The following is a 15,625-nucleotide window of genomic DNA, read 5'->3' as shown; positions in this document are numbered from 1 at the left end:
GGAGGTCGCAGGCTCCGCGGCGCGGTGGAGCGGCGGTCGTGAACCGCCCTGTCGGCCTGCTTGATACCAATCTCGGCCCGGAAATGAACGCATGGCACTGACCGACAACGATGTTCGCCGCGTTGCGGAACTGGTGCGAATTCGCCTGGACGAAACCGAAGTGAAACCGCTGGGTGAGGAGCTGTCCAGGATCTTCAGTTGGATCGAGGCCTTGCGTGAGGTCGACGTGGTGGGCGTGGCGCCGATGACAAGCGTGGTGGAGATGCAGCTCCGTGAACGTGAGGATTCGGTGACGGACGGGAACTGTCCCGACCGGATCCTCAGCAATGCGCCGGCGGCGGAAGACGGACTCTTCGTCGTACCGCGGGTCATCGAATAGCCGTGCCGTCGGATCTGGCGCGGCTCGGCGTGGCCGAGGCAGCAGACCGGCTTGCGGCCGGCGATTGCTCCGCCGTTGAGCTCGTGGAAGCGTGTATCGCCGCACAGGAGGCAACCCGGGATCTGAACGCGGTCGTGGCGGATACTGCGGAGCGCGCGCGCGCGGCCGCCGTGCATGCCGACCAACGTCGCCGGTGTAACGAGGCGCGTCCCCTGGAAGGGATTCCCGTTGCGGTCAAGGACATCTTCTGTACCGAGGGCGTTGCCACCACCGCCTGCTCGCGGATTCTCGATGGATTTGTCCCGGAATACGAATCCACGGTCAGCGCCAGGTTGTGGGATGCCGGCGCCATCCTCGTTGGCAAAACCAACATGGATGAGTTCGCGATGGGATCGTCCAACGAAACGAGCCGGTGCGGACCCGTCCGGAATCCTTGGAGTCCGGCGGGCGGCCCGTCGCTTGTACCGGGCGGGAGTTCCGGCGGGTCGGCGGCGATTGTTGCGGCGTCGGCCGTGCCGGCCGCGTTGGGTACGGACACCGGAGGGTCCATCCGCCAACCCGCGTCGTTCTGCGGAGTGGTCGGGCTCAAGCCGACCTACGGCCGGTGTTCACGCTGGGGAATCATCGCGTTCGCGAGCTCGCTGGATCAGGCCGGCCCGCTCACGCGCTCCGTGGCGGACGCCGCTCTGATCCTCGAGCACATTGCAGGATTCGATCCCAGGGATTCCACCTCGGCCGACCTGGCTGTGCCCGACCTTCACGCCGCATTGCAAGGGAACGTCAAGGGCCTCCGGGTCGGCGTGCCGTCGGAGTACCAACTGGACTCGCTGCCCGGTTCGATCAGCGATCTCTGGGAGCGGGGCATCGCGTGGTTTCGCGACGCCGGTGCCGAATTGCGCGAGGTGTCCTTGCCCCACACGCGCTATGCCCTGCCGGCCTATTACATCGTGGCGCCGGCGGAGGCGTCGGCGAACCTGGCCCGCTACGACGGCGTGCGGTTCGGTGCGCGGTCCATGGGCACGGACCCCGATGAACTGTATACGCGGACTCGGCGGGACGGTTTCGGCGAGGAGGTGCGCCGGCGCATCATGATCGGCGGTTACGTGCTCTCCGAGGGCTACTACGACGCCTATTACCTGCGCGCGCAGCAGGTGCGGACGCGGATTGCGGAAGACTTTCGACAAGCCTTCCAGAATGTGGACGTGCTGCTGACGCCGACGACGCCGAGCTCGGCGTTCGCGGAAGGCGCCAAGACCGACGACCCGCTGGCCATGTACGTCAATGACATTTTCACGGTCCCGGCCAGCCTCGCCGGGTTGCCGGCCATCTCCGTCCCGGCAGGGTTGGACGAAGATGGCCTCCCGCTTGGCCTGCAACTCATTGGCCGTGCGTTCGACGAGGTCACGCTGCTGCAGGCTGCGACCATGCTGGAGGACGCAGCCGGAACGTTTCGGCCGCCGGTGGCGGCGGCATGACCGGTGCGCGGACGATCGCCGGCGCCACCGGTGCCTGGGAGCTCGCGATCGGACTGGAAGTCCATGCGCAGGTCGCGACGCAATCGAAGCTGTTTTCCGGCGCTGCCACCGCGTTTGGGGCGGCCGCCAACGCCCAGGTAAGCCTCGTGGACGCGGCCATGCCCGGCATGCTGCCGGTGATCAACCGTGCTGCGGTTGACCAAGCTATCCGCACCGGTCTCGCGCTTGGCGCCGAGATCAACAGGTTCTCGGTGTTTGACCGCAAGAACTACTTCTATCCGGATCTGCCGCAGGGTTACCAGATTTCGCAATACCGGCATCCCATCGTGGGGGCGGGAGAGCTTCAGATCGACATGCCGGATGGTCGGATCCGCGTCGTGGGCATCGAGCGCCTGCACCTCGAGCAGGATGCCGGCAAGCTCGTGCATGACCGAAGCGCGACCGATTCCCACGTTGACCTCAACCGGGCCGGGATTCCCCTGATGGAGATCGTCTCCCGGCCCGATCTCCGCGATTGGGAGGAGGCCGGCGCCTATCTGCGGAAACTTCGGGCCCTGCTGCGGGCGGTCGGCAGCTGTGACGGCAACATGGAGCAGGGATCGTTGCGGGCCGACGCGAACGTGTCAGTCCGCCGCCCCGGCGCGCCGCTCGGGACCCGCTGCGAGATCAAGAATCTGAACTCCGTGCGATTCCTGATGCGGGCGATAGAGACGGAAGCCGGGCGCCAGGTGGCTCTCCTCGAAGCCGGCGAGACCGTGCGTCAGGAAACGCGCCTCTACGATCCGCAGCGGAACGAGACCCGCGCGATGCGAAGCAAAGAGGATGCCCATGACTATCGCTACTTCCCGGATCCGGATCTCGTTCCGCTGCAGCTCTCGGAATCCCGTATCGAGAGACTCCGGGCCTCGCTGCCGGAACTGCCGGACGAGACCCGGGAGAGGCTGATCCGGGACTACGGGCTGACCCCGTATGATGCGTCGGTACTGGTAGCGGATCCGGACGCCCCGCATTTTTTCGAGGCGGCCGCACAAGACTGCAGTGGCAAGCGGGTCGCCAACTGGATCGTTACGAACCTTTTTGGCGCTCTGAACGAGGCCGGACACACGCTGGCGGAATCGCCGGTATCGGCGCCTGACCTCGGCCAGTTGGTCGGCCTCATCGAAGACGGCACCATTTCGGACCGGATCGCCCGGGACGTCTTCGATGAGATGTTCCGAACCGGAGCATCTCCGCAGTCGATCGTGGACGCGCGAGGGCTCCGCCAGATCCAGGATACGGATGCCATCGACGCTGCTATCGGCGCCGTTCTCGCGGCCAATCCGGGGCAGGTCGATCAATACCGTGCCGGCAAGACCAAGGTGCTCGGGTGGTTTGTCGGACAAGTGATGAAGGCAACGCGGGGTCAGGCCAATCCCGGCCTCGTGAATGAACGACTTCGGCAGAAACTGGATGGCGGCAGCGAAGCCTGAGTACGCTCCGGCCTGCCCGCTATCCTGTGATCGCCAACCTGCGTACCCGGAATTGCACTCGTGTTCTACCGAACAGACGTTAACGACCACGGCTTGCCGCACGATCCCTTCAAGGCGTGCGTCGTGCCACGCCCGATAGGCTGGATAAGCACGATGTCGCCCGCCGGCGTCCACAATCTCGCCCCGTACAGTTTCTTCAACGGTGTGGCGACGGCACCGCCGATGGTGATGTTCGCCTCGAACGGACGACAACCGCACGGCGCCAAGGATTCGCTTGCGAACGTAGAAGAGACCGGTGAGTTCGTTGCCAATCTCGCAACTTGGGACCTTCGCGAAGCAATGAACCGGAGCAGCGCTCCCCTAGGGCCAGATGTCGATGAGTTCGCGTTTGCGGGACTCGAGGCGCTGCCGGCGAAGCTGGTTCGTCCCGCGCGAGTGGCCGGGGCGCCGGTTCACTTGGAGTGCGTTCATCATCAAACTGTCGACTTGCCATCGAACGAACCGGAGGGACGAAATGCCATCGTGATCGGGCAGGTGGTGGGTGTGCATATCGAAGACGGCCTGATTTCAGACGGGATCCTCGATCTTTCGCGCGTGCAGCCGCTGGCCCGTCTCGGATACTTCGACTACACCGTAGTGAACGAAATGTTTTCGATTTCCCGGCCGCGGACGCCGAAATCCTGAGAGGCCTCTGATGATCGATCTCTACACCTGGTCCACACCCAACGGCCGCAAGGTCTCGATATTTCTTGAAGAGGTTGGGCTCGAATACGAGGTGCATCCAGTCAACATCACCAAGGATGAGCAGTTTGCTCCTGAATTCCTGGAGTTCAGTCCAAACAACAAGATTCCGGCGATTGTCGATCGAGAGGCCGGTGTCCGCATGATGGAAGCTGGAGCGATCCTGCTCTACCTCGCCGAGAAAACCGGGGCATTTCAGCCCGCGGACGCCGAGGAGCACCGGCAGGTCATGCAGTGGCTGATGATGCAGACCGGATCAGTGGGTCCGATGCTCGGCCAGGCGCACCATTTCCTCAAGTTCAATCGCGGGGCGGCCCCCTACGCGGAAGAGCGCTACGGCAAGGAAGCCCGAAGGATTTACGGAGTACTTGACCGGCGGCTCGACTCAACGGCCTATCTCGCAGGTTCGAATTACGGCATCGCGGACATCGCCACGTGGCCTTGGATCGCACGGTTCGAATGGCAGGACATCGACCTTCAGACATTCCCGAACGTGCTCAGGTGGTACCAGGACATCGCTTCGCGCGACGCGGTACGGCGCGGATACGATGTTCCGAAGATCAACGCGACGATCCCGGTTCCCTGACCTTGGGAACGACGCATGCCCCGCCTGTTCGTGGCATTGCCGGTACCGCCTGAGTGCGCAGACCGGTTGCTGGAGTTCCGAACCAGCCTGCCCGGCGTTCGCTGGATGGCGCCTCAATCCCTCCACGTCACATTGCGCTTCCTGGGGAAGTTGGACAGCGCCGACCTCCCGGAAATCGACGAAGCCCTTCACGAGATCCGGAATCAGCCGGTCCCCGTGCGATGCGTTGGGTTGGACATGTACCAAGGCGCGGACCGGCGGCCCAGGGCGATCGTCCGTACCGTGGAGTCTCAGGTGAACCTGACCGGGTTGCACCGCGCTGTCGAACAGGCTCTGCGCTCGTTTGATTCAACGGGGCGCCGACGTTTCAAGCCGCACGTCACCCTTGCCCGAATCCACCGATCTGCAAGACGTTCGAGGCTGCAGTACTGCCTGGATGGGGCTGGCCTGCTGGAACCGGTGACTTGGCTCGCCGACGGCTTTTCGCTGTACTCCTCGCACCTTGGCCGGGAGGGAGCGGTCTACACGGCGGAGGCAACCTACCCGCTGCGAGTTCGGTAGTTCGTACTCTGCGGGCAGCCCGGCGCACGTTCGTGCCCGTTACTCCTGTCTTGAACACTTCGCAAAACCGGCGGGCAAGCTACCGCTTCAACAGGCAGACCAAGTGGAAATTCAGCAGTCTTTGTGGTTTGCTAACGACCATTGGCGTCCGGTTTGGCAGGGGTTGACCCGGTTGCCGGCGATGCAGCGCCCTGTGCAGAGCGTCGCCCCGGCACGATACGCGAGAAAGTTGCATGCCCCCTAGCTCCCGCTGGATCGCAGTCGGCGCAGCCGTGTCGATCGCACTGGTCGTTTACGGACTGTTCGCCCTGTACGACATGGCGAGGGAAGACGCCCTGAGGCGGGTCGCATCTCTGACCACGGAACAGGCAGATGCCACGGCTCCGCCACCGGATCCAATGCGGGATCCCGAGCCCGGCGACACGACGGACAATGGGGAGGCGGACGCTGCCGTCGACAAACCGCCAGAGCCTGAATCGACCGTTGCGGCCGTGCCAGAGCCGGCAGAAGACGGCCTGACCCTGGAGGAGGGACAGGCAACGACGCCGGCTGATTCCCCGACTGATAATGAGGTTCCGTCTTCCGCGGCGAGCGATGAGCAAGCCGAAGGCACCGTCGACGTAGAAACAACCACTTCTGAAGAAGATCCCTTGGATTCGTCAGCCGGACCACCGGAATCGGAAGATTCCGCTGGGCAGCCCCAGCAGGTCGAAACACAAGTCCCGGCCGGACAAGCTGGCGACGCAGCTTCGCCCCCAGAGGAAGGTGCAGTTTCCTCGGCCGCTGAAGATCAAGCAGCGGCTCCGCCCGCAGCAGTTGAGCCCGAGCCTGCCGACCCGGGCACGGAAACAGAAGTTGGGTCTGGCGGAGAGGCCGATCCGCCTGATTCGCCGGTCGCGCAGCAGGACGAGGCGCCCGCTTCGCCGACGACGGTGGTGGCCGAACCTGCAGGGGAACCGTCGCCAGCGCCAACAAGTGCCCGAACGGGGGAACCCGCAGGCGTGGACCCGGTCGTGGCGCCTGCCCCGGAGCCTGCGGCAACGCCAGAGCCGGTCGGGCAGGAGGACGCGGAGACGGCGTTGGCCGAGGCCGAAGCGACTCCGCCCGCGCCCTTAGAGGACACGCCGCCAGCGACGGCGGGATCCGAGACCGGGGACGTTCCAGTGGTGGAACCGGTCGTGGCGCCTACCCCGGAGCCCGTGTCAGCGCCTGAGCCGATCGACCTACAGGACGCGGAGCCGGCGTTGGCCGAGGCCGAAGCGACCCTGGACAAGCCCGGTGAGGAAACACCGTCCGCGACGGCGAGATCGGAGACCGGGGACGTCCCGGAGGTGGACCCGGTCGTGACGCCTGCCCCGGAGCCTGCGGCAGCGCCTCAGCTGGCCGAGCAGGAGGACCCGGAGCCTGTGCTGGCCGATGTCGAAGTGACTTCGGCTGAGCCTGCGGAAGAAACGCCGTCCGCGACGGCGAGATCGGAGACCGGGGACGTTCCAGCGGTGGCCGAGATCGTGGCGCCTGCCCCGGAGCCCGCGGAACCACGTGCGCCGGTCGTGCGGGAGGACACGGAGCCGGCGTTGGCCGAGGCCGAAGCGACTCCGCCCGCGCCCACTGAGGAAACGCCGCCGGTGACGGCGGGATCCGAGACCGGGGGCGTCCCGGAAGTGGACCCGCTGGTGGCGTCCGCTCCGGAGCCCACGGCAGAGCCTGAGCCGATCGAGCCGCAGGACGCGGAGCCGGCGTTGGCCGAGGCCGAAACGACCCCGGACGAGCACGCGGAGGCTTCGGTGCCTGCGCCTTCGACGGACGGATCCGAGCGAGCTGCCGAGCAAGAGGAACCCGCGACCACACCTCTGTCCGAAGCTCAAACAGCCGATGGAGTTGCCGCGGAGCCAGCCTTGACTCCTGAGTCCCCGGACACTGCGTCAGCAGTGCGCGCGGATGGGCCAGGACCGGATGACGGAGTTCCATCTGAAGCGCCGGCCGCACAACAGGTGGCGGCATTGCCGGAGGCACCGGCTGACGCAACCGCGCCCGATCGTGCGGGTGCAGCGATCCTGGAAGAGTCCCCTCCGGGGCCAGAATCGACGGCTCCCCCGCCGCCGGAAGACGTGGCCCAGTTTGACGTGGTGCAGGTGTCTCCCGACGGGACGGTCGTCGTCGCCGGCCGGACGGCGCCCGGGTCTCAGGTCGAGCTGGTCGTCGATGGCGAAGTCATTGCGACAGCTGACACCAACCGTAACGGCGAGTTCGTGTTTGTTCCCGACGTGCAATTACTGCCCGGCGTGCGGGAACTTTCCATTGCCGCGCTGTCACCCGACGTTCCTGACCGACGGACGGCCTCGCGAATTGTCGTGGTGCTAATTCCGGATCGCGAGATGCTCGCCGCCCGCGTCACCGAACCGACGGAAAGCACGCCGAGCGAGGCACCGATCGCGTTGCTGGTTGACGAGCAGGGAGAGACCGTGGGTGTCATTCAGCCGAGCCCGTCGATGGCCGAGCCCGACACGGTGCTCTCACTAACCACGGTGACGTTCGATGAGGACGGCTACGCGTCGATCACTGGCGGCGGCGAAGCGGGGCAGAAAGTCACGGTCTACCTGGACAACGAGGTGACGGGTTCCACGATCATCGGCGAGAACGGCTACTGGACGGTTCGCATCCAGCACCCGCTTGCGAAAACAGGCAGCTACAAGGTTCGGATTGACCAGACTGCGCCGAACGACGATACCGTCACGGAACGAATCGTCACCACGCTAATTCGTGCCGGCGGCAAGTTGATTCCTGCAGCGGCGACGGTCGTTACCGTCGTCAAAGGAAACACCTTGTGGGGAATTTCTCGCCGCCATTACGGACGGGGCATCCTGTACACGCTGATTTACGACTCCAACAGCTATCAAATCGCCGATCCGCACTGGATCTACCCGGGCCAGAAATTCCTCATTCCTGAGCGGAATTAACGCAGTCCAATCGGAAGGCATGCGTTTGTCGCATATGAGACTGCCGGTTTTGTGAAACCAGAAACGTGAACTGGGAGTTTCATTCTGATGTATGGCTCCGTCAGGAATATTCCGACGAACTAAAATATGCAAAAACTGCATAACTAATACGAGCGTTTTGCATCGGCCTTCGCTTGCATGCACACACCGATGCCCCATATTCGACACACACGAATCTTTTCGTGTGTTTCCTCCTTCCTGTGGGATCTCGTCTTCGGACGAGGTCCCATTTTGGTTCCTGATTTGCGAGGAGGAACTTCTCCCGGCCCGGCCCGCTCGGGCGTTCGTGCCGGGACGCAGTGATCCTGCCGCCCGGCCGGCCGGCGAATTTCCATCCCCGGACTTGACCAATTCACGCAGAGCGGCGCGTCCATGGCAGCACAGTTGGTATACTGCGAGCCATGGGTCCCGCGAAATGCGGGCACACAAAGCGTCACGCGCTGGGGAATAGTTTAACGGTAGAACTCTCGGCTCTGGACCGAGCAATCCTGGTTCGAATCCAGGTTCCCCAGCCAGACTTGCTGAAGCCGTCAGCTGCTTGCAATCGACCGTCCTGGCTTCAGGACCATCCCGGCGCCACTGCCAAGTTTTGCCGGAAGAGCTGATGCATGCGTTCCCAGTGACGTTCGGCGGCGTCCTTGTGATAGACCGGACGCTTCCAGAACGCGAAGCCGTGCTCCGTGCCAGGGTACAGCTCCACCCGATGCGGCTTGTCCTCGCCAGTGAAGAGTTCCCGGATTCGCTCCAGGTTCTCGTCAGGTACCCAGTGATCGCGCTCGGCGAATGCCAGATAGAGCTTGCCCTGGATCCGGTCGGCTGCCAGGTGCGGTGAGTCACTCTCGTCGGTAATGATTCGAACGCCGTAATACGACGCCCCGCAGGAAAACGTTTCCGGGAAGGCGGCCATCACGGAAACGACGTACTGGCCGCTCATGCAATAGCCAAGCGCAGCCGTCGACCGGGTTGCCGCATCCTCGCGCGCAACGTACGCGAGCATCGATTCCGTGTCGCTGATCACCTTGGCGTTGGTCAGGTCGGCCATGGTCTCGGCCATGATCTGGCGCTGTTTCGGATCGTTTCGGATGGCGGCCTGGTCGAAGGGATAGTTGCGCTCGGTGCCGACCCGGTAGAACAGGTTCGGAAGCAGCACGAAGTAGCCCGCACTGGCAAGTCGCCGCGCCATATCTCGGAGTTCTTCGCGGATGGCGGGCGCGTCCATGTAGAAGAGGACAGTGGGAAACGGGCCTCCTTCTTCCGGGTGGACGGAGAAGCAATCCATCGATCCGTCCTGGGTTTCAAGGTAGAACCTTCGCTCGATCATTGCGTTCTGAATCCTGACCCGGTTTGCTGGAACGGTCGTCTATTGTGGCGCCGAGCGTAGCACGGCGGCACCAACCGCTGACCGCACGGTATAGGAGTATCGCATGGCCCGCCCGATCCAGTTTTTTCTTGCCCTGACGTCGCCCTGGACCTATCTGGCGACCCCGCGGGTCCGTGCACTAGCGGCAGAACATCACGTCCCCCTCCATTTTCGACCGTACGATATTTTCACCGTGTTCCAGAGAAACGGAATCAAGGCGGTCGGAGACCGGCCCGTCGCTGTGCAACAAAACCGGCTTAACGAGTTGCGCAGATGGCGGGCATACCTCGGCATCGAACTGAACCTTCACCCCAAACATTTTCCGGTGAATCCGACGCTGTCGGGCAAGATGCTGGTATCGGCGCTGGCGGGCCCTGGCGACGCGCCCGAATTCGCGTGGCGTGTGATGCGTGCGTGCTGGGCCGAGGATCGCGATATCTCCGACGAGGCAACGCTGACGGCGATCGCTGCGGACTGCGGTTTCGACGGCGCCGAGGTCCTGGCCGCCGCCAAGGGGGGCGACGCGGACCCGGAGTTCGCGAAGAACACTGAAGACGCCATTGCCGCGAACGTGTTCGGCGCGCCGACATTCCTGTTTGATGGCGAGCTCTATTGGGGGCAGGACAGGATCGAGTTTCTGCGCCGGGCAGTCGAGGCGGCTGCGTGAGAGCCGGGCCGGCTGCAGCATCGGTCCTTCTGGCGGCCGCAGTCGCGGCGGCGCCAGCCTCAGGAGAGACTGCCGAACCTGGTCTCGTCGTCAGCATTGTCGGCTCATCGCTGTCCGGGGACAGCTGCCACCTGTCCTTTCAGGTCAGGAATCGGCTGTTTGCCGATTTGAGCAGATTTGTTGCCGATTTCACGGCGCGAAGTGCCAGCGGTGTGGAAATCGGCCGAGGGGTCTTTGCGGTGGGGCGAGTGCGGCGTCTCCAGCCGTTTCAGCGCGTTGCCTCGTTCGCGGTCCCCGCGGGGGATTCAGCCGCGTGCCGCGCGGTCGCATCCGTGGAGCTCGATATCCAGAGTTGCGTGCTGGACGGTACGGGCGACGTCGGGGTTTCGTACTGCGAGAACGCTTTTCGTTCCGAGGGCGGTGACATCCGGCTGGAATTGGCCGGCCAGGTACCTGACGGACCGGCCAAGGAGTTGCTGGTCGAGGGCCTGGGCATCACGTTTTCCGACCTGACGCGTGCCCTGGCCACCGCCCACGGCATCCGGGGCACCGTCAAGGGGCTGGTGGTGGTTGCCGTTCCGCAACCCGCTGTGGCAAGAGGTCTGCGGGAAGGCGACTTGGTGGTCGAGGTTGACCAGGAACGGGTTCCGACCTTGGTGGACCTTGTCAGGCAGGTCAGCGCTGCCCGGGACCGTGGTCAGAAATCGGTCCTCTGCATGATCATCCGCAACGGTGAGCGGCATTGGCTGGTCGCCCGCTTCCTCGGTGAAACGCCTCCCTCGGAAGGTGAATCGTCGGGCTAATCAGGTTGAAGGCAGCGGAACGGTACCGTAGCATCAACGACGTCAAGCGAGTTGCCCGATGCTCTCCATTCCTGAAGAAATACTTCTTCTGACTCTGGACGACGAAAAGGGTACGCCGGTCGACGTCCCTGCGATCCAGATCGACTGCGCAATTGCCGGGGCCATCCTCATGGACCTCGCGTTGCGATGCCGGATCGATACCGGGCTGGACGAACTGTTCACCGTCAGCACGGAACCTACCGGAGATCCGCTGCTTGACGAGGTACTTGAATGCATCGTCGCCGATCAGGAACAGCATGACGCCGCATACTGGGTGCAGGTATTGAGTCATCGCTCGGGCGAGTACCGGGACCGGATCGCGGAACGACTTGTTGAAGCCAAGATTCTCAAGCGGGTTGAGGAACGGCTGCTCTGGTTCTTCGGCTCGCGTCGATACCCACAGATCGACGGCGGCGAGGAACGCGAAGTGAAGCGCCGGATCGTGAACGTGCTGCTTGATGACGGGCTTCCGGACCCGCGGGACATCGTGATCCTGACATTGGCCGATACGTGCGGCGTGCTCGATCGCATTCTCTCGACGCGTGAACTGAAGAACGTGGAGGGGCGTCTGCGTCAGCTCGAACGCATGGACTTGATTGGACAGGCGGTCACCAGAACGGTGTACGATATTCGCTCCTCCATCCCGCCGCTGGTAGCGCCCATCATGTAAGCCAGCCTCCCGTTTCGGGGGGATTTTCGGCGTGCGCAGGTAGGCGGAAACGTCGATTTCGCTGCCGTGTTGATGATTCGGAGATTCGCTCGCCTTGTGTCAGCGTGGGTGCAACGAGCTGCGGAGAGCGGGTGTCGGCCGGGGCTTCCTCCCTCGGGTGGGCTTCGTGCGATGACGAGGTCGCGCTGCCGCCAGGGACGGACGCGTTGGCAGCTGATGCCGCGCGTCGCGGCCCTCCTCATGGCGTGCACGCTGGGTGTCCCGGTGCCGGTGTCGGGGGCCGCCGACACGCTGACGATCGGAATCACGCAGTTTCCGTCGACGTTCCACCCCGCCATCAACTTGATGGCGGCGAAGCAGTACATCCTGGCCATGGCGTTGCGACCGGTGACCGATTACGGGCACGACTGGAAGCTGCGCTGCTTTCTCTGCACCCGGCTCCCGACCATCGAAAACGGGCTTGCCCAACGGGTCGAGCTTGCCGATGGCGGCACCGGAGTTGCCGTCACCTACCAGTTGCACCCGGACGCGACATGGGGTGATGGCACCCCGGTGACGAGCGCCGATGTCGTGTTCACCTGGGAGACCGCGCTTCGCGAGGGAACGGGTTTCGCTGCCCGCGAGGAGTACGCGCGGATTCTGAACATCGACGTGATCGACGCCAAGACGTTCACGCTGCACGTCGACCGGCTTACCTATACGTACAACGCTTTCGGCGGTGCCATCCTGCCTGCCCACCTCGAGGCCGAGCCCGCGGCGGAGCCAGCCGAATACCGGAACCGGACTCTTTACGACACCCGTCCGACTGAGCCCGGCCTCTGGTACGGGCCCTATCGAATCACTGAGGTCGCGTCCGGCAGCCATGTGGTGCTCGAGCCAAATCCCACGTGGTACGGTCAGGCGCCTGCGTTCGGGCGGATCGTCGTTCGGGTCATCGAGAACACGGCGGCCCTTCGGGCAAACCTGTTGTCGGGTGCCGTCGACTACGTAGCCGGCCAGGTCGGCTTCAACGTGGACGAGGCGCTGGCGTTCGAGCGCGACGACGCGGGAATGTTCGACGTTTCGTTCGTACCCAGCCTCATCTACGAGCACGTCGACTTCAACCTCGATTCCACATACTTCCGAGACCGGCGAGTACGTCAGGCGCTGATGTACGCGATCGACCGGAAGGCGTTTGTCGATGCGCTGTTCGGCGGCAAGCAACAGGTCGCCCATTCACTGATGCATCCATTGGCTCCAGGTTTCGATCCGGAGGTGCGTGCCTATGCGTACGATCCCGAACGCGCCGTGCAACTGCTGGAAGAGGCGGGCTGGAATCAGGGATCTGACGGGATTCGGGTGAATGCCGAAGGGCAGCGCCTGTCCTTTCCACTGATGACGACAGCGGGGTCGCGGGTGCGGGAGCTTGTGCAGCAGGTGCTGCAGGCGCAGTTCCGTGAAGTCGGTGTAGAAGCGCTGATCCGGAATGAGCCGGCGCGGGTGTTCTTCGGGCAGACCGTGAGCCAGCGGACCAACCCCGGCTTGAACATGTACGCCTTCCTCTCGACGCCCGAGGGAGTGCCGGTCGAGATGCTGCGCTCGGATCGAGTTCCGTCCGAGGACAATGGCTATTCCGGGCAGAATTTCCCCGGCTACCGCTCCGACCGGATGGATGAGCTTCTGGACGCCCTCGAACTCGAGCTTGATCCCGACAGGCGGAATGCGATGTGGTCGGAACTTCAGCAGATGTACGCGGAAGACCTGCCGGCAATGCCTCTGTATTTCCGGGTAGAGCCGTACGTCGTTCCGGTCTGGTTGAGCGGAGTCCGCCCCACCGGGCACCAGGTGCCGGCTACCATGTGGATCGAGGAGTGGCGCGCCGTCGAGTAACCGGTCCCTCCGGGCCGTGATCCGTTATCTCTGCCGGCGTGCCGCCGGGGTAGCGCTGGTACTGGTCATCATGTCGATGGTGCTCTACGCGCTGATCGGCCTGATGCCTGGGGACCCCATCGACGTCATGGTGCAGGCGGATCCGCGGCTCACCCCCGCGGACGCCGCCCGCCTCAAGGCTCTCTATGGCCTGGATCTCCCTCTCCACGAGCGATACCTGAACTGGCTGGGAGCCGCGCTCACCGGCGATTTCGGTTACTCGAGGCTGCACCATCGACCGGTGCTCGAACTGCTCTGGCCGCGTCTCGGCGTGACGGTGGAGCTGCTCGGATTCAGCCTCCTCCTGTCGCTCGCCCTTGCGATTCCGGCCGGCGTGCTGGCTGCCCGGAGTGCCTATTCGTGGCTGGACCACTTGATCAGCCTGTTGTCGCTCGGCGCCTACTCCGTGCCGGCGTTCTGGCTGGCCCTGCTGCTGATCATGGCGTTTTCGGTCGAACTCGGGTGGCTGCCGGCAAGCGGCAGCGGCAATTTGGCTGAAGACGGCACGCAGGCTTGGCGCCACATGGTGTTGCCGGTGGTCACCCTTAGCGCCGCCACGGTCGGCGGGTTCATCCGGTTCGTCCGCGCGGCAATGATGGAAGAACTGCGTCGTGACTACGTGCGTACCGCCCGGGCGAAAGGACTTCGCGAACGGCGGGTGATCTTTCGGCACGCACTGAAGAACGCCCTGGTCCCCGTGATCACGATCGTCGGGCTCTCTCTCGGCACATTGGTCTCCGGTGCGCTGGTGACCGAGACCATGTTCGCGTATCCGGGCATGGGAAAGCTCATCTACGACGCGGTGATGGCAAGCGATTACAACCTTGCCCTCGTGAGCCTGCTGTTCGCCACGCTGCTGGTGCTGCTGGGCAATCTCGCCGCTGACCTCACATATGCATGGATGGATCCGCGTGTCCGGATCGGGGCGGCAGTGTCGTGAGGCCGGCTGTGGGTGCCCGCCTCGGCGCCTGGAAGCGGTTTCGCCGCCATGGTCCCGCAGTCGCCGCTGCCGTCGTGCTGGTCGTTCTGGGGCTGATGGCACTTGCCTTTCCCCTGGCTGAAGCGGCGCTCGGCCTGCAAGCCGAAACCATCGATCTGCTGGCCCGCCTTTCGGGCCCAAGCTGGGGCCACCCCATCGGGACCGACGAACTCGGCCGCGATCTTCTGCTCCGTCTCCTCCAAGGTGCCCGGGTATCGCTGTTTGTCGGGCTGGCGGCAGCGCTGGTGGCGACCGTGATCGGCGCGGCGCTCGGACTTGCGGCCGGCTACTTCGGTGGATGGCTCGATGCGGTGCTCATGCGGATCACGGACTTCGTGATAGCTCTGCCGCTCCTGCCGCTTCTCATTGTCATGGCCGCAGCCGACCTCTCGCGTCTGGGCCTCGATGCCGATCGTCCTGAGCACGCGACTCTCAGGATCATCCTGATTCTGGCGCTGGTCGGCTGGACAACCGTCGCACGACTGGCGAGGGGAGCGGCGTTGGTGGTGCGCGAGCGGGAATACGTTCAGGCGGCCCGCGCCCTCGGCACCGGTTCGACCACCATCCTGATCCGGCACGTGCTGCCCAACGCGCTTTCGCCGATCGTCGTGGCAGCGACGCTGTCCGTGGGAAATCTGATTCTCACGGAATCGGTGCTGAGCTTCCTTGGGCTCGGGATTCAGCCGCCGCTCGCCAGTTGGGGCGGTATGCTGACGGGGGCCCAGGGGATGATCCGCGAGGCGCCACAGTTGGCAGTCTGGCCGGGTCTCCTCATCTTCGTGACGGTGGTCGCGTTCAACGTGCTGGGGGACGGTATTCGCGACGCGTTCGACGTGGAGGCCGACGTACCGGGCCTGCGGTCGCGGTAATGACGTCAAGGCCCGCCACATAGGCAAGCCTGAACTCCGCCCGCGTCTTGTCCACGCGTTCCGGGCCCCCCGTGGACGAAAAGCTGGCCCGCTGCGCCGCGTTTCCCGAGGCTCTTCGTCCGG

The 15,625-nt window shown here is 64.3% G+C and carries 14 protein-coding genes and 1 tRNA gene; 14 read left to right on the top strand and 1 reads right to left on the bottom strand.

Translation table 11 applies throughout. From position 1 onward, the window contains the following. The first annotated feature begins 91 nt into the window (after positions 1-91). From gatC to OXH60_09210, 8 genes are all read left to right on the top strand, one after another. Entirely contained in the window at positions 92-379 is a 288-nt protein-coding gene (gene gatC / locus OXH60_09245; protein MDE0712304.1) for an Asp-tRNA(Asn)/Glu-tRNA(Gln) amidotransferase subunit GatC, read from the top strand. After that, the gene (gene gatA / locus OXH60_09240; GenBank protein ID MDE0712303.1) at positions 376-1,854 is read left to right on the top strand and encodes an Asp-tRNA(Asn)/Glu-tRNA(Gln) amidotransferase subunit GatA; all 1,479 of its coding nucleotides are present in this window, start codon (positions 376-378) and stop codon (positions 1,852-1,854) included. Before gatC ends, gatA begins: the two co-directional genes overlap by 4 nt. Further along, positions 1,851-3,323, top strand: coding sequence for an Asp-tRNA(Asn)/Glu-tRNA(Gln) amidotransferase subunit GatB (gatB, locus tag OXH60_09235; protein MDE0712302.1), 1,473 nt, complete (start codon positions 1,851-1,853; stop codon positions 3,321-3,323). Before gatA ends, gatB begins: the two co-directional genes overlap by 4 nt. A gap of 60 nt (positions 3,324-3,383) precedes the next feature. Next, entirely contained in the window at positions 3,384-4,007 is a 624-nt protein-coding gene (locus OXH60_09230; protein ID MDE0712301.1) for a flavin reductase family protein, read from the top strand. Positions 4,008-4,017: 10 nt separating this feature from the next. Next, positions 4,018-4,650, top strand: a complete 633-nt coding sequence (locus tag OXH60_09225; protein ID MDE0712300.1) for a glutathione S-transferase N-terminal domain-containing protein — start codon at positions 4,018-4,020, stop codon at positions 4,648-4,650. A gap of 15 nt (positions 4,651-4,665) precedes the next feature. After that, on the top strand, positions 4,666-5,211 hold the full coding sequence (gene thpR, locus OXH60_09220) for an RNA 2',3'-cyclic phosphodiesterase (GenBank protein ID MDE0712299.1): 546 nt from the start codon (positions 4,666-4,668) through the stop codon (positions 5,209-5,211). Positions 5,212-5,444: 233 nt separating this feature from the next. Beyond that, a complete protein-coding gene (locus tag OXH60_09215) occupies positions 5,445-8,168 on the top strand; it encodes a LysM peptidoglycan-binding domain-containing protein (GenBank protein ID MDE0712298.1) in 2,724 nt (907 codons plus the stop codon). Between the two features lie 480 nt (positions 8,169-8,648). Next, positions 8,649-8,722: transfer RNA gene (locus OXH60_09210), tRNA-Gln, on the top strand. A 44-nt stretch (positions 8,723-8,766) separates the two neighbouring features. Here OXH60_09210 and OXH60_09205 read toward each other — a convergent pair. Continuing rightward, the gene (locus OXH60_09205; protein MDE0712297.1) at positions 8,767-9,528 is read right to left on the bottom strand and encodes a dienelactone hydrolase family protein; all 762 of its coding nucleotides are present in this window, start codon (positions 9,526-9,528) and stop codon (positions 8,767-8,769) included. Between the two features lie 103 nt (positions 9,529-9,631). Here OXH60_09205 and OXH60_09200 point away from each other — a divergent pair, with 103 nt between their 5' ends. From OXH60_09200 to OXH60_09175, 6 genes are all read left to right on the top strand, one after another. After that, positions 9,632-10,234, top strand: coding sequence for a 2-hydroxychromene-2-carboxylate isomerase (locus OXH60_09200; protein ID MDE0712296.1), 603 nt, complete (start codon positions 9,632-9,634; stop codon positions 10,232-10,234). Next, positions 10,231-11,037, top strand: a complete 807-nt coding sequence (locus OXH60_09195; GenBank protein ID MDE0712295.1) for a PDZ domain-containing protein — start codon at positions 10,231-10,233, stop codon at positions 11,035-11,037. The genes OXH60_09200 and OXH60_09195 overlap by 4 nt, the downstream gene beginning before the upstream one ends. A 58-nt stretch (positions 11,038-11,095) precedes the next feature. Continuing rightward, on the top strand, positions 11,096-11,746 hold the full coding sequence (locus OXH60_09190) for a GPP34 family phosphoprotein (protein ID MDE0712294.1): 651 nt from the start codon (positions 11,096-11,098) through the stop codon (positions 11,744-11,746). A 216-nt stretch (positions 11,747-11,962) separates the two neighbouring features. After that, positions 11,963-13,615, top strand: coding sequence for a peptide ABC transporter substrate-binding protein (locus OXH60_09185; GenBank protein ID MDE0712293.1), 1,653 nt, complete (start codon positions 11,963-11,965; stop codon positions 13,613-13,615). A 16-nt stretch (positions 13,616-13,631) separates the two neighbouring features. Beyond that, positions 13,632-14,594 (top strand): ABC transporter permease, encoded by a 963-nt coding sequence (locus tag OXH60_09180; protein ID MDE0712292.1) that lies wholly within the window; start codon positions 13,632-13,634, stop codon positions 14,592-14,594. Next, positions 14,591-15,502, top strand: coding sequence for an ABC transporter permease (locus OXH60_09175; protein MDE0712291.1), 912 nt, complete (start codon positions 14,591-14,593; stop codon positions 15,500-15,502). Before OXH60_09180 ends, OXH60_09175 begins: the two co-directional genes overlap by 4 nt. Positions 15,503-15,625: the final 123 nt, after the last annotated feature.

Source organism: Rhodospirillales bacterium, assembly GCA_028824295.1.
In the GTDB taxonomy this organism is placed as follows: domain Bacteria; phylum Pseudomonadota; class Alphaproteobacteria; order TMED109; family TMED109; genus VXPW01.
The sequence above is the reverse complement of the archived record's forward strand: the minus strand, read 5'-3'. Positions and strand labels throughout refer to the sequence as shown.